Raw genomic sequence first — 14,480 nt, forward strand, 5'->3', positions numbered from 1 at the left:
TCCCTGCGTCACGCGGAGGCCAGGACAAGGCTCGCACAGGCGCCGCTCGGGTCGGCGGCATTGACCAGGAGGGTGCCGACCGGGCCGTCCAGCGGCTCGCCGGCCACCAGGCGGACGCCGTCGGGCAATGGGCCATAGGTGGGCAACGCGGCGGGCAGGAAGCGGTCCTCGAGGCAGGCGAGCGCGGCAGCCAGCGATACCGCGCCCCCCGCTCCCATCGCCTCGCCAAGCCAGCCTTTCACAGAGGTGAGCGCGGGCCTCGCCCCGCTGAAGACGGCCCGAATCGCCTCGATCTCCGCGGCGTCGAACGCGGGCGAGCCGCAGCCGATGCCGAGAATCGCGTCCACATCGCCGAAGCGGATGCCCCCACGCGCCAGCGCGTCGCGCATCGAACGAGCCAGGCCGTCGGCCACCGATTCGCCGTGGCACGAGGCCCAGCCGAGCACACGGGCGAGGACGGGAGTGTTCCACTGCCGCGCCGACTCGGCCTCCTCGACGGCGACCACGGCCGCCCCTTCGCCGAGCAACATTCCGCTCGATGCGGGGTCGTAGGGCCGCGGCTCCTGCCCAGGATGCAGCCTGCCGCGCCGGCAATAGGCGTGGAAGACCGGCTCCGAGAGTGATTCGGACCCGCCTGCCAGCAACCGCTTCTCCTTGCCCAGCGCCACGCGCCGGCAGGCGTACTCCACCGCCGCCAGGCCCGACACGTGACCGCTCGTGAGACAGGCATTGAAGCCGCGGAGCTTGAACTCAATCGAGGCCAGGCTGTTGGGCGCGTTCGCGTAGCTGTGGGTGAAGGGCAGCGGGGAGACGAACTTGGGCTTGCCCTCGACCAGCTTCTGCGCGAAGAGCTGGAGCGAATCCATGCAGCCCCACGCCGTGCCCAGGATCAGCCCCACACTCTCGTCGCCTGTCCAATGGGCATCGCGCAGCGCCGTGGCGCAGGCGGCGAGGGCAAAGGCCGAGGTGCGGTCAACGTAGGTCTTCGACGACTCGATGAAGTCGGCAAGCTCCAGGTCGAGCACTTCCGCGCCGAAGCGGCACGGGTAGGCCGAGGCATCGAACGAGGCGAGCTCGCCGAAGCCTGGGCGCCCCTCGCGCAGCGCTGTGCTCAACGCCTCGAGCGACAGCCCGAGCGGTGTGATGCAACCAACGCCCGTGATGACGACGTCACTGCCGTTCATCGGCCCTCCCAGCGTGCGAGCACGATCGCCGAGTTGGTGCCACCGATGCCGTAGGCGTTGCAGAGGGCGACTCGCACGTCGCACGTCCGCGCCTCGTTCGGCACATAGTCCAGGTCGCACTCGGGGTCGGGCGTCTCGTAGTGAATGGTGGGCGGCACGATGCCGGTCTGAAGGGTCCTGATGGTGGCGATGGATTCGAGGGTGCCGGCGGCGCCGCAGGTGTGCCCGATCATGGACTTGTTGGCCGTGATAACGAGGCGTCGGGCGTGGGCGTTGAAGACGGCCTTGATGGCGGCCGTCTCGATCTTGTCGTTATACGGGGTGCCTGTGCCGTGGGCATTGACGTGCTGGACGTCTTCGGGACTGACGCCTGCGTCGTCGAGGGCGCCCTGCATGACGGCGGTGATGCCTCTGCCGCTGGTATCGGGGGCAGTCATGTGGAAGGCGTCATTGTTCATCGCGTGGCCGAGGACTTCGGCATGGATGGCCGCGCCGCGGGCCCTCGCGGCGTCCAGTGCTTCGACGAGGATCACGCCTGCGCCTTCGGAGAAGATTGTGCCCTGGCGGTTCTTGTCGAAGGGACGAACGATCTCGGGCGTGATGGCGCGGAGCGCGCTCAGGCCGCTGTAGGACATCAGGGCCAGTTCGTCGTAGCCGCCGGCGATGGCTCGCTCGCAGCGCCCCTCGCGAATGAGGTCCACGGCGTAGCCGATGGCCGCGACACCCGAGGCGCAGGACAGCGACAGTGTTGCCGCGGGTCCGCGCAGACCCCATCGCCGCGCGGCTGCGATGGCGGCGGCCTGGAAGTCGAACTCGGCGAGCCAGCGGGGGTCGGGCGTTTCGCCGCGAGTCTGGGCGGCCAGCAGCTTCTCGCCGTGCTCGCAGCCGCCGAAGTTCGTGGCCAGCACGATCCCCGCCGAACGGAGTTCTTCCCCTTCGAGCCGTGCATCGGCGAGGGCCTGCTCGATGGCGGCCAGGGCGTACTGCTTCGCTCGGCTCGCCTCGGGGTCGGCGAACGCGAAGCCTCTCACCTCGCCGCCGTTCGTGTTGCGAAAGGGGCTGGCGTCGAAATGCGTGATGGGGCCGACCGCATCGCGCCCCGCGCACAGCCCGGCCCAGAACTCCGCCACGGAGTTGCCGTTGGGGGCGATGGCGCCCAGGCCGGTGATGACGAGGCGGGGGGCAGAAGTAGGCACGTGCAGACCGCCAATAGGACCGATTGGACCGAGAGGACAGGTAGGACAGGCGGCCTACTGCGGACGCACAGGCCTTCATCGTTCCATCGGTCCTATCCGTCCTATCGGTGCCATGCCTATCCTAGCCCCCGCGTTGCCGGCGATCAAGCCGACATCAGCACCCGCTTGAAAATGGCCACGGCGTCGAGCACCTGCTCGCGGGTGACATCGAGATGGGTGACGAGCCGGATGCGGTGCGGAGCGGTGTCGTACATCAGAACGCCGGCCTTCGCCATCGTGTGCTTGAGGGCGGCCGCGGTCATTCCCGTGCGAGAACAGTCGAAGAAGACCATGTTGGTCTCCACCTCGCCGGGGTCGAGGTCGAGGGTGTCAATCTCCGCGAGGCCCTGGGCGAGGAGGCGGGCGTTGGCGTGGTCTTCGGCGAGCCGCTCGACGTTGTGCTGGAGCGCATAGATAGCCGCCGCAGCCAGAATGCCGGCCTGGCGCATCCCGCCGCCGAACACTTTGCGCCAACGGCGCGCCCGCTCGATGAAGTCGCGCGGCCCGGCCACGATGGAGCCCACGGGGCAGCCCAGGCCCTTCGAGAAGCAGAGGGTGGCGGAGTCGCAATGCCGCGTGTAGTCGGTGGGCCTGACTCTCTTCTCGACGCAGGCGTTGAGCAGCCGCGCGCCATCGAGGTGCAGGCGGATGCCGTGACGCCGGGCCACCTCGCCAATGCCGACCACTGTCTCGACGGGGTAGATCGAGCCGCCGCCGCGGTTGTGGGTGTTCTCGATGGCGATGAGCGCCGTGGGGCCGTGATGGACGTTCTTCGGCCGGATCCGCGCTTCGACCTGTTCGGGCGTCATGATGCCTCGCCGTCCGTCCACCGGCGCCACCTGCACGCCGGACAACGCGGCAATGGCCGCGCTCTCGAGGTTGTAGCAGTGGGCGTTCAGGTCCACGATCATTTCGTCGCCCGCCTGGGTCCAGGTCTTGATCGCCACCTGGTTGGCCATCGAGCCCGAGGGGGTGAAGAGCGACGCCTCCATGCCGTAGAGCTCGGCGCACAGTTCCTCGAGCCGGTTGATCGTCGGGTCCTCGCGGGCCACGTCGTCGCCGACCTCGGCGTCGGCCATCGCCTGGCGCATGGCGGGCGAGGGCCTGGTCACGGTGTCGCTGCGCAGGTCAATGGGCAGTTCCATCGCTGGTCCCTTTCACCCCAATACCTGATAAGGCATCCGCGGCTTGCGGACGAAGTAGGTGAGATGCGCCGGGCAGCCGTGGACGCAGTCGGAAGAGCCGAATCCGCGAATCGGTGCGACGGCCCCTGGCCGCCGCTGAATGCTCTGATTGAGTCTGCACTCCTCGCGCCGCTCAGACGGGTAGGGGATGGCAGCCACGAGCGTCGAGGCGGGGAGAGCGAGGAGATGGTCAACGTGCCAGTGCAGTTTCTTGACCCGCCGCTGGTGCCGTGCGATGCGGGCGGCAAGGCCGTTCATCGCGCTGCCGCAGTAGACGTAGTAGCCCTTTCGGAAGCCACAACGCCCGAGCCGCCCAATCGCGGCTTCGCTGGCAGCACCGAGCCGAATCACGAGACAATACGCGCCCCCCGCGGGCTGGTCAGGGCGGATAGGACGTGGCCTGCGCGTCGGCCCGCCAACGGCAGATGTCGTCGTGGTCCTATCGGTCCTATTATCCGTCCTATCGGTCCTACTCATGGCCTCTTGCCGAGCCTCCATGCGCCCTCAGGAATGCCCGGATCATGTCGCACAGGTGGCGCGGGTTGGCGGCCGTGCGATAGCCGGTGGGCAGCGAGCGCAGGAAGCTGGAGCCGTAGTTGCGGGTGAGCACGCGGCGGTCGAGCACCACGACGACGCCACGGTCGGTCTTCGTGCGGATGAGGCGCCCGGCCCCCTGCTTGAAGCGGATGACGGCGCTGGGCAGCGAGTAGTGGCGGAAGGAGCTGAAGCCGCGCGCCTGCACCTCCTCGCACCGCGCCTGGACCACGGGTGCCGTGTGCACCGCGAACGGCAGCTTGGTGATCACCAGGCAGCTCAGCGACTCGCCCGGCACGTCCACCCCCTCCCAGAAGCTGTCAGTGCCAAGGAGCACGGAACCGATGTCGCGGCGGAAGAGGTTCGTGATGCTGCGCCGTTCGCCGTCGAAGCCCTGGCCGAGGACGAGGATGCTCTCGGCCTCGAGGGCCGCCTTGAGCTTGGGGTAGGCGTCGTTGAGCATCGCGTAGGCGGTGAAGAGCCCGAGGCCCCGCCCCTCGCTGGCGCGGAAGATGTCAATGAGGAGGTCGCTTACGTGCGCCGAGAAGTCGCGCTCGGCCGCGTCGGGCTCGGGCAGGAAGTTGGGCACAAGCACGAGCATCTGGCGGTCGTAGTCGAAGGGCGAGCCGACGTCCTCCTCGACGAGCCGCCCCTTCTCCATCTGGTCCAGGCCGATGCGGTCCTTGAGGAACTCGAAGCTGCGGCCGGCCGTGAGCGTGGCCGAGGTGAAGACGATGGTGTCCTTGCGGTCGTAGAGGAGTTCCTTGAGTTTCGGCCCCACGCGCACGGGGGCGGCGGCAACGCGGTACGTGGGCGTCTTGCGGCCGTACTGTTCGATCCAATAGACGAAGCCCTCGTCGCCGGCAGCGACGAGGAAGTCCAGCGCCTCCTGCACCTCGGCCAGACGTCCGTCGAGGCCGCGAAGATCGCAGATGGACTCTGCGCGGTGAGGGAAGTCGCGCTCGGCGAGGAGTTCGAGCCCTTCGGCCAGGCGCTCGAGCTGCTGGCGGAGCTGTGCGAGGGCCGCAACGAGCGTCTTCTTCTCGGCGCCCACGGGGTCCCAGAGCCGCTCGTCGCGGTGCTCGGCGTCGTAGCGCACGCTGTCGCCGCCCTTGCGCGCGGCCTGGAACACGGCCTCAATGGTCTGAAGGAAGACGTCGAGACGGCTCTCCACCTCCTCAATGTCGGCGTAGATTTCCACGATGAAGCGGTCGAGGCGCTGCTCGTCGTCGGTGAGGTGGTGCTCGCGGCCCTTCTTCATTCGGTAGCGGATGCTGGGCAGCAGGCCGCGCTCGGGGGCGTTCTTCTCGCGGCGGAGCAGGCGGCGGAGCAGGCGCAGCACCTCCCACCGGTCGATCTGGCAGCCGAGGTGCTCGGTGGCCGCGTCCTCGAGGTTGTGCGCCTCGTCGAAGACGATGTGGGCGTAGGGCGGAAGCACGGGGCTCTCGATGCCGATCTCGGAGAAGACGACGGCGTGGTTGGCCACGACGATGTCGGCCAGCATGGCCAGGGCGCGGGCCTTCTGGAGGAAGCAGTGGCGCCACTCGCGGCAGTTGGGTCCGCCGCACTCGTCGCCGGCGGAACAGAGCTTGGGCCACAGGTCGCGCTCGCGAAAGGCCAGGAAGCCGGTGCACTCGGCCACGTCGCCCGTCTGGGTGTCGGCGGCCCACACGAGGATGGGCAGCAGGGCCAGGCGCTCGTCCTCGGTGAGTTCGCGCTCGGCCTCCTCGAGAAGGTAGAGCAGCTTGCGGACGCACAGGTAGTTGGCCCGCCCCTTGATCAGGGCGGCCTCGAACTTCGCCGCCAGCGTGCGCTCGAGCAGCGGCAGGTCTTTGAAGAAGAGCTGCTCCTGGAGGTTCTTGGTGTTGGTCGAGACCACGATCTTGTCGCCGTTTGCCACGGCCCAGTGGATGGCGGGCACGAGGTAGGCGATGGACTTTCCGACGCCGATGCCGGCCTCGACGAGCAGGTGCCGCCCCTCGTTGAACGCCTCGGCGACCAGCTCGACCATGCGGGCCTGCTGCGGGCGCAGCTCATAGCCCGGCACGGAGCGCTCGAAGACGCCTCCAGGGCCGAAGAGCCCCACGAGTTGCGGCACGTCGAGCCGCTGGGGCGGCGGGCGCTGGCTGGGGTCGAACTCGCGCCGCGCGCTGCGGCCCTGTTCGATGGTCTCGCTGAAGTCGCCCAGGAGTCGCCGGTAGTTGGGCGCGGCCACGTCGAAGGCCCCGGTCAGCCGCTTCGCCTCCGCGGCGAGGAACAGGTGGCGGGCCGGCCAGTTCGTGAGGCCGGAGACGGCGCTCAGCGCGGCCACGACCTCGAAGGGCAGTTCCTCCAGCCGCTCGAGCAGACGGCGCCACAAGGGCACCAGCACGCGGGCGTCGTCGAGCGCGCGGTGCCGCTCCCCCACCTGGAGGCCCAGGGTGAGCACCATAGTGTCGAGGTCGTGGTGCTCCAACGCGGGGAACAGGATGCGGCTGAGCTCGAGGGTGTCGAACACGGTGTTGCCGAAGAGGCCGTCGGACTTCTCACGCAGGAAGCCGGCATCGAAGGAGGCGTTGTGAGCCACCACCGGGTCGTCGCCGAGGAAGCGCAGGAACTCGCCCAGGACGGCTCGGCTCGGGGGCTGGCGGCGAAGGTCCGCGTCGGTGATCCCCGTGAGCTTCGTGATCGCCAGGGGCAACGGGCGGCCGGGATGGGCCAGGTGCGCGAACTCCTCCTTCACCTCGCCGTCCACCACGCGCACCGCGGCGAACTCGATAATCTCGTTCGTGGGCGCATCGAGGCCGGTCGTCTCGAGGTCCAGGAAGACCAGACGGCGGTACGAGGGATTGCCGACTTGCGACTTGCGATTTGCGATTGCAGACCCGTCCTACCGCATCTTACGTCTCGCGTCTCAGGGCGTCACATCCACCTTGTCTTTGGGCAGGTACTCGCTCTTGATGAACACGGCGTCCATCGGCTCGGCCGTGTCGTTGACGATGTTGTGGACATCGCCTGGCTCCATCCGGAAGGCGTCGCCGACGCGGACGCGGTATTCCTGCCCGTTGACGATCACGAGCGGCGTGCCGCGGGTGAAGTAGAACGTCTCTTCGACCTTTTCGTGGAAGTGGGTGCCGAGCTGCTGGCCGGGGAGGAACCGGAGCACTCCCCAGTCGAGCCGCGGCCCGCGGAAGAGGTACTTCACCCCGTGGTCGCCGTCGCGGCACTGCTTCTCGCCTTCGTTCACGAGTTCCATGGTCGCTGCCTCCTGTCGTGCTCCAAGCCCCATCGCGTCGCAGCAGGCCCTGCGACGCGCACCATTATACGCGATCCCTCGGCGTCGGGAAACACAAAGAGGAGGTTCCGCGCATGCCCCGTCGGTCCTATCGGTCCCATCCGCTCCACTCGTGCATAGGACAGATGGGACCTTTGGGACGGATGGACCGCTGCGATTCCCGGCGGGGCCAAGAAGCAGGGGCCGCCCATGCGGCCCCTGAAGGCGGTTGTGGAAACAGCGGGCGAGAGCTATTCTTCCTCTTCGCCGGCCTTGGCCTTCGCGGCCTTGGCGACGATGACCTCCTGGACGCGCGACGGCACGGGCTCGTAGTGGGAGAACTCCATCGTGTAGCTGCCCTCGCCGCCGGTGATGGAGCGAAGCTGTGTGGAGTAGTTGGAGACTTCGGCCAGGGGCACCTGGGCGCTGATGATCTGCTGGTCGCCCTCGACGCCCATGCCCTGGATGCGGCCACGCCGGCCGCTCAGGTCGCCCGAAATATCGCCGAAGTACTTCGACGGTACCGTGATTTCCATGTTGACGATCGGCTCGAGGAGCTGGGGCTTCGCGCCTTTGAACGCATCGCGGAAGGCCCGCGACGAGGCGATCTTGAACGCCGCCTCCGAGCTGTCCACGTCGTGATACTTGCCGTCGTAAACCGCCACCCGCACGTCCACCACCGGGCAGCCGGCGATGACGCCCTTCGCCATCGTCTCGCGCACGCCCTTCTCCACGGCGGGCACGAACTGCCGCGGGATGGCGCCGCCGTAGATCTCGTCCACGAACTCGAAGTCCTGCCCGCGTTCGAGCGGTTCGACGCGGAGGTGTACTTCGGCGAACTGGCCGCGGCCGCCGGTCTGCTTCTTGTGGCGGTAGGACGCGCTGTTCTTGCCGCCGATGGTCTCCTTGTAGGGGATGCGCGGCTCCTTGAGGTTCATCTCGACCTCGAAGGGCTTGCGGCCGAGCTTGCTCATCACGACGTCGAGGTGCAGGTCGCTCATCCCCGTGATCACCAGCTCGCCGGTCTGCTCGTCGCGGCCTGCGAGGAACGTCTTGTCCTGGCTGGCGATGCGGGAGAGCGCCGTGCTCATGCGCTGCTCGTCGGCGCGCGTCTTCGGCTCGGCCGCGCGCGACACCATCGGCACGGGGAACACGATCGGAGGATACGTCACGGGGTCGCGCTCGTCGCACAGCGTATCCGAGACCTCGAGCGATTCGATCTTGGCGACCACCACGATGTCGCCGGCGACGGCGGAATCCACCTCGACCTGCTCTTTCCCCTGCGGGCGGTAGATGTGGCCCAGCTTGCTGCGCTCGCCGGCGCGGGAGTTGTAAAGCCCGTCCTCGGGCTTGAGCGTGCCGGAGAAGATACGGAGGAAGGCGAGCTTGCCCACGTAGGGGTCGTAGAGGGCCTTGAAGACCTGGGCGGCGAAGGGAGCCTCCTCGGCGGCAGGACGTTCGACGGCCTCCTCGGTGCCGGCCTTCACACAGGCCCGCTGGAGCCCGTCCACGGGCGAAGGCAGCAGCGCCACAATGCCGTCCAGCAGTTCGGGCACGCCGATGCGCCTCTCGGCCGCGCAGCAGAAGATGGGCACCAGAGTGCCCTTGGCCACGGCATGGCTGGCCGCCGCCAGGAGCTCGGCCGGCGCAATCTCCTCGCCCTCGAGGTAGCGCTCCATCAGCGAGTCGTCGGACTCCACGATGGCTTCGCGCAGGGCCTCGGCAGCCGCCTTGACCTCATCCGCCGCATCGGGGGGCGGGTTCAGCGCGCTCACCACGCCGCTGAAGGCCGGCCCGGAGCCGACGGGCAGGTTCACAGGCACGCAGCCCTTGCCGAACGTGGCCTGGATCGCCTCCACCACGGCCTCGAACTTCGCGCCCTCGGAGTCCAGCTTGCTGACCACGATGGCCCGGCCCACCCCCTGTTGCACGGCGCGCTTCCACACGCGCCGCGTGTTCACCTGGATGCCCGCATCCGCGGGAACGACGAGCAGCGCCGTCTCCACGGCCGCGCACGCGCTCACCACCTCGCCGAAGAAGTCGTCGTAGCCGGGCGTGTCAATGAACTGAAGCTGCTTGCCCTTGTGCTTGACGAAGAAGGCCTTGGCATAGATGCTGAAGCGCCGCTCCTTCTCCTCATCATCGAAGTCCACCGCCGAGGTCCCCTCGCGGGGCTTGCCCATGCGGTTGGTCACCCCCGTCTCCAACAGGATCGCCTCGGCGAGCGTGCTCTTGCCCACGGCGCCATGGCCCACGATCGCGAAGTTGCGCAAGTCCGCCGTCTTATGGTCCGCCATTCGGTTCTCCAGGAAGCCATGCCGAGCAGCACGGGAACAAAGGAATAATGTATTATACGCACGCCGCAGGAAATCGCAAGCGGCAAACGCATCGGGGGTGTGGGCAGGAATTGTAGGCGGCTGCGGGAGCTCCGAAGGAGCGAAATAGGATAGCCCAGGGCAACGCCCTGGGAACAAGACCGCCCCGCGGCAGCCCTGACAGGGCGGAATAGGGAGCTTCTATCCCGCCCCTTCAGGGCTGGACCCGTGGAGCCCGCTGAACCCAGGGCGTTGCCCTGGGCTATCCCATGCGAGCCCTTCAGGCTCCAGAGACCATCACCCTGCCTACAATTCCGGCCCACACCCACGCATCGGTGCGCAGGCCGTGGCGGGGACCGGCGGCGGATGCCCGCGCCACGCCCCCCGCGCGGCCCGGCCGTGCGGGGACGAGCCCCCGCGCCCGGCCACGATTCCGGCCCGCATCCCGCACGCCGCATATTGGCTTGCCTCGCGCCGGACTTCCCGGTATACTTTGCAGCGAGCTACAGGACAGGGCCGGCCAGGAGCACAGGAACCGCGATGGCAGTCAACTACGGCGTCTGCGACAAGTGCCACGACCGAGTGCCCTGCTCCCACGACATCCGCGACGGCAAGGTCTACCTCGTCAAAGCCTGCCCGGCCTGCGGCACGACCGAGGGCCTGGTGAGCAACGACCCCGCCACCTGGCAGCGCAAGCGCGAGATCTGGCAGTACGACAGCGCCACGGCCACCCAACACATCTGCCACCTCCAGTGCGAGGGCTGCCGCCACCCGCGCTCGCTCAAGCTCGTCTTCCTCGACCTCACGAACCGCTGCAACATGAACTGCCCCATCTGCGTGGCCAATGCGCCCTGGATGGGCTTCGACTACCACCCCCCCTTTGCGTACTTCGAGAACATGCTCAAGGGCCTGGCCAGGCTCGACCCCAAGCCCGTCATCCACCTCTTCGGCGGCGAGCCCACGCTGCGCGACGACCTCTTCGAGATCGTGGACCTCGCGCACAGCCTCGGCCTGCGCGTCCACCTGGTCACCAACGGCCTGAAGCTGGCCGACGAGGCATTCTGCAAGAAGGTCTGCGACAGGAAGCTGCCCGTCTTCCTCGGCTTCGACGGCCGCGACCCCAGCATCTACCAGCGCATGCGCAAGACCACCGCCTGCTACGAGCCGAAACTCAAGGCCCTCGACAACCTCAAGAAGTTCGCCACCCAGCGCCAGGACGCCATCATGTGCACCGTCGCCCGGCACATCAACGACGCGCACATCGCCGACCTCTTCACCCTGTGCTACGAGCACCGCAACCACATCAAGGCGCTGAACTTCCTGCCCCTCACCGAAACGTGGGAGGCGGGGCGCTTCGAGCCCGACATCTCGACCACCATCGAAGACGTCCAGGAAATCGTCGCTGCCGCCTTCCCCGACGACAAGGTCGAGTTCGCCTCGCTGGGCCTCCAGTTCCACTTCGACCGTGCGCTCTCGTTCTTCCGTTCGGGCGGCGCCCGCACCTTCAACAAGGTGCACCCCAACTGCGAGGCCGCCACGATCTTCATTCCCGATGGCCAGCGCTACCGCCCCATCTCCCACTTCCTCAAGCGGCCCGTCGGCGACCTGGCCGCCGAAGCCGTCAATATCGCCAAGGCGCTCGAGCCCCGGCTCGCCAAGCTCGACTCCGCCCGCGGCCTCTCGCGCCTGCGCGGCAAGCTCATCGTCCTGCGCGCCTTCCTGCCGTTCATCCGCAAGAACGTCCACTTCCGCCGGCTGCTCAAAGGCAGCCCGTGGGCCGTCATCCCGCGCCTGCTCGGCGGCCTCATCCTCGGCAAGACCCTCTACGACCAGCTCGCCCGCCACACCTGGATCGGCGACCGCCTCACCAGCATCATCCTGCCCTTCGAGGAAATCCACTCCATCGAGAGCGAGCGCATGGAAATGTGCGCCGCCGGCTTCGCCTACGAGGACACCGAGACGGGCGAGGCGCGCACCGTCCCCGCCTGCGTCTGGTGGCTCTACAACAAGCCGCTCCTCCAGAGCATCATGGCCAAGTACAGCCCCGCCGGCGGCAGCTAGAGGCCGTGGATACAATGGGTGTGATGGACGCACCGGGCCGCCCGCCATCTCGCCCATCTTGTCCATAGCCTCCATCTGGCGACAAGCGGGGCGAAGGGAGGCTGCGCGAGGGATCTGGGGCCAGCGCGCGTCCATACTTGCTCACCCCTATGGGGGGGAGATGAGCAAGTATGGATAGAAGGGCGAGAATGGACGATTCTCGCCCTTCCGGCCATACCGGGCGTGTCCGGACGATGAGCAAGTATGGGCGGAGGGCCGAGAACGGGCGATTGGAGGGCACCCGGGGCGGAGCGAAGGTTTCGAGCTGCGACGTGGCCAGGGCCCCGATCCTGCCTGGCGGCAGGCAGCCGCGGCGTAGCGGTCCCGCGTGGATTTCCGCACAGACCCTAGAGTTGCTCGAGGCGCTCGTTGAAGGTCGCCCAGCCGGCGCGGTAGGCGTCGAGCCACGCGGGGTTGGGGTCCACGGGGGCCTTGAAGCGGATGAGTTGGGCGACAGCGTGGCCGACGCCGTATCGCCCCTTGATGCCGCGTTGCTTGCGCCGGTGGCTCTCGAGGGCGGCGAGAGCGGTGACGGCGGCGCCGAGGGCGGGGCCTTCGTCGGATTCGAGGCGCTCGAGGCGGCGGCCGAGCACGGTGGCCAGTATCTCGCACATCAGGTCGCTGCGGGCGATGCCGCCCGAGACGGTGATGCGGGTGATCGTCTGCCCGGCCTGCTCGTGCTCCTCGACGCCGCGCCGGATGAGGTAGGCGATGGCTTCGAGGCTGGCGCGGAACTTGACGCCGGCGGATGCATCCGTGGGGCCGAACCAGCGGAGGCCCGCCTTGGCGGCATCCACGCCGAGCGACGGCTCGGGGGCGACGAAGGGCATGACGGCCACGCCGTTGCAGCCGGGGGGGCAGGCGCGGGCGGCGTCGCCGAGGGCCTTCCAGTCGGGCTTCGCGCCCACGACCTGGTCGAGGAACTGGGCGCCGTTGTTGTAGCAGCGCATGTAGAGGAACGGCCCCCAGTTGAGGGCCATGACGTCGAGGTTGCCGCGGGCGGGGAGCTGCTTCGAGGAGGAGTTGACGACGGCGGAGTTGCCGAGGATGACCGCCATCTGGCCGCTGTCCACGGCCCCGCCGCCGACGAGGCCGGCCTGCTGGTCGTCGGAGGTGGGGAAGAGGAGCGGGCGGCGGCGCGGGTCAATGCCCGCCTCGAGGGCCACGTGCTGGGCGAGCGGGCCGAGGGGGATGAAGTGGTGGATGATTCTGGGGAGTTGCTTCCAGGCGAGCGCGCGGTAAGCGGGCGATTCGAGGGCGTCGAGCATGGCCTTGCACCACTTGCGGCGGCGAAGGTCCATGAGCCCCGTAGAGGCCGCGGCGGAGACGCTGGTGACGTCGTAGTTGCCGGTGAGGAAGCCGGCGGAGAGTGGGCCGTGGGGCAGGATGCGCCAGGTGCGGCGCCAGTCGGTCTCGCTGAGTTTGGCCTCGTCCTTGACAAGGTGGCTGAGGCTGTAGCGGATGGCCCAGGGGCCGCCGATGAGCTGGCGGACGCGGTCCTGCCCGCCGAGGCGTTCGAGGCCGAGGGCGTTGTATTTCGCCAGGCTGTGGTCGTTCCAGCAGATGGCGCGGCGCACCTGCACGATGTCGCGGTCAATGCGGCCGGCCGTGTGATGGGTGGCGGAGATGCCGCCGGCGGCCCAGTCGGCGAGGCGGCCGAGCTCGCGGAGGCGTGCGGCGATGGCGCGGGTGCTGGCGCGGGCCTGGCCTTCGAGCTGCATGAGGTTCAGTTCCGAGATGCCCTCCTCGTCGCCCTCGCGCCAGAGGTCGGTGGGCAGGCGCACTTCGGCCAACACGCGGCCGGCCAGGTCGAACGCCAGGCACTTGACCGCCCCGGTGCTGAAGTCCCAGCCGGTGATCACGGTGGTCGGCTTCACACAGCGCAGTGCCGTTGCCATGTCGGTCGTCTCCACAAGGCACGGGTGCTAGAAGAAACCATGCTCGCGTAGCATGCCTTCGGACAGTGCGGCGTCGTGCCCGAGCTGGCGGGCGACGTAGCGGGCCAGGATGTCCACCTCGACGTTCACGGGGTCGCCCGGGCCTTTCGTGCCCAGGGTGGTTCCGCCCAGGGTGTAGGGGATGAGGGCGACGGCGAAGGCGTCGGGCGTCACATCCACGAGCGTCAGGCTCACGCCGTCCACGGCTACCGAGCCTTTGGCGGCCATGAACTTGGTCAGTTCGCGGGGCACGGCGACGCGGAGCACAGTTTGCGCGGGCAGGGTGTCCTTCGCGCGGATGGTGCCCACGGCGTCCACGTGCCCGGCCACGAAGTGGCCGCCGAGGCGGTCGCCCACGCGGAGCGAACGCTCGATGTTCACGTGCTGTCCCGGCGACAGGGCGGCCAGGTTAGTGCGGCCGATGGTCTCGCCGATGGCGTCGAAGGAGGCGCGGCTGCCGTCGAGCGCGGCTACGGTGAGGCACACGCCGTTGATGGCGATGCTATCGCCCAGGCGCGTGCCCTCGGCCAGGCGGCCCAGGTCAATGACCAGCCGCCAGGCGGCGCCGCGCCGGAGTGCGACAACCGGGCACATGGCCTCGACAATGCCGGTGAACATCTCGCGCGCTCCTCCGCGTCTTCGGCGGCCATTCTAGCCCGCGATGCGCGCCCTGTCAACCTCCAGCCGGGGGGCGGCTCGGTGGTTGACACTCTCCACCCGGCGGAGTAGAATCACCTG

At 68.5% G+C, this 14,480-nt stretch carries 10 protein-coding genes; 1 reads left to right on the top strand and 9 read right to left on the bottom strand.

The annotated features are described in order from the left end of the window. Positions 1-8: 8 nt before the first annotated feature. From PLE19_11605 to fusA, 7 genes are all read right to left on the bottom strand, one after another. Entirely contained in the window at positions 9-1,184 is a 1,176-nt protein-coding gene (locus tag PLE19_11605; protein ID HPD15592.1) for a beta-ketoacyl synthase N-terminal-like domain-containing protein, read from the bottom strand. Continuing rightward, positions 1,181-2,380: a beta-ketoacyl-[acyl-carrier-protein] synthase family protein gene (locus tag PLE19_11610; protein ID HPD15593.1), complete on the bottom strand. Its 1,200-nt coding sequence runs from the start codon at positions 2,378-2,380 to the stop codon at positions 1,181-1,183. The genes PLE19_11605 and PLE19_11610 overlap by 4 nt, the downstream gene beginning before the upstream one ends. A 143-nt stretch (positions 2,381-2,523) precedes the next feature. Further along, the gene (ltaE, locus tag PLE19_11615; protein HPD15594.1) at positions 2,524-3,564 is read right to left on the bottom strand and encodes a low-specificity L-threonine aldolase; all 1,041 of its coding nucleotides are present in this window, start codon (positions 3,562-3,564) and stop codon (positions 2,524-2,526) included. A gap of 12 nt (positions 3,565-3,576) precedes the next feature. After that, positions 3,577-3,954 (bottom strand): GIY-YIG nuclease family protein, encoded by a 378-nt coding sequence (locus PLE19_11620; GenBank protein HPD15595.1) that lies wholly within the window; start codon positions 3,952-3,954, stop codon positions 3,577-3,579. 118 nt (positions 3,955-4,072) lie between these two features. Continuing rightward, a complete protein-coding gene (locus PLE19_11625) occupies positions 4,073-6,940 on the bottom strand; it encodes a helicase C-terminal domain-containing protein (protein ID HPD15596.1) in 2,868 nt (955 codons plus the stop codon). A 90-nt stretch (positions 6,941-7,030) separates the two neighbouring features. After that, the gene (locus PLE19_11630; GenBank protein ID HPD15597.1) at positions 7,031-7,372 is read right to left on the bottom strand and encodes a cupin domain-containing protein; all 342 of its coding nucleotides are present in this window, start codon (positions 7,370-7,372) and stop codon (positions 7,031-7,033) included. A gap of 269 nt (positions 7,373-7,641) precedes the next feature. After that, positions 7,642-9,687 carry an elongation factor G gene (gene fusA, locus PLE19_11635; protein HPD15598.1) on the bottom strand — a complete coding sequence of 682 codons (2,046 nt, stop codon included), beginning with the start codon at positions 9,685-9,687 and terminating at the stop codon, positions 7,642-7,644. Between the two features lie 558 nt (positions 9,688-10,245). Between fusA and PLE19_11640 the strand changes: the two genes are divergently transcribed. After that, the gene (locus PLE19_11640; protein HPD15599.1) at positions 10,246-11,766 is read left to right on the top strand and encodes a radical SAM protein; all 1,521 of its coding nucleotides are present in this window, start codon (positions 10,246-10,248) and stop codon (positions 11,764-11,766) included. A 386-nt stretch (positions 11,767-12,152) separates the two neighbouring features. On the opposite strand, the gene PLE19_11645 is transcribed toward PLE19_11640, so the two are convergent. Together PLE19_11645 and PLE19_11650 are read right to left on the bottom strand one after the other, a co-directional pair. Continuing rightward, positions 12,153-13,703, bottom strand: coding sequence for an FGGY-family carbohydrate kinase (locus PLE19_11645; GenBank protein HPD15600.1), 1,551 nt, complete (start codon positions 13,701-13,703; stop codon positions 12,153-12,155). A gap of 27 nt (positions 13,704-13,730) precedes the next feature. Next, entirely contained in the window at positions 13,731-14,360 is a 630-nt protein-coding gene (locus tag PLE19_11650) for a riboflavin synthase (protein HPD15601.1), read from the bottom strand. Positions 14,361-14,480: the final 120 nt, after the last annotated feature.

The organism is Planctomycetota bacterium, from assembly GCA_035384565.1.
GTDB lineage: Bacteria > Planctomycetota > PUPC01 > DSUN01 > DSUN01 > DAOOIT01.

Bases quoted from the DNA above. Each gene is read 5' to 3' on its own strand.
- PLE19_11605 (HPD15592.1), bottom strand. From the start codon at position 1,184: ATGAACGGCAGTGACGTCGTCATCACGGGCGTTGGTTGCATCACACCG.
- ltaE (HPD15594.1), bottom strand. From the start codon at position 3,564: ATGGAACTGCCCATTGACCTGCGCAGCGACACCGTGACCAGGCCCTCG.
- PLE19_11630 (HPD15597.1), bottom strand. From the start codon at position 7,372: ATGGAACTCGTGAACGAAGGCGAGAAGCAGTGCCGCGACGGCGACCAC.
- fusA (HPD15598.1), bottom strand. From the start codon at position 9,687: ATGGCGGACCATAAGACGGCGGACTTGCGCAACTTCGCGATCGTGGGC.
- PLE19_11640 (HPD15599.1), top strand. From the start codon at position 10,246: ATGGCAGTCAACTACGGCGTCTGCGACAAGTGCCACGACCGAGTGCCC.
- PLE19_11645 (HPD15600.1), bottom strand. From the start codon at position 13,703: ATGGCAACGGCACTGCGCTGTGTGAAGCCGACCACCGTGATCACCGGC.
- PLE19_11650 (HPD15601.1), bottom strand. From the start codon at position 14,360: ATGTTCACCGGCATTGTCGAGGCCATGTGCCCGGTTGTCGCACTCCGG.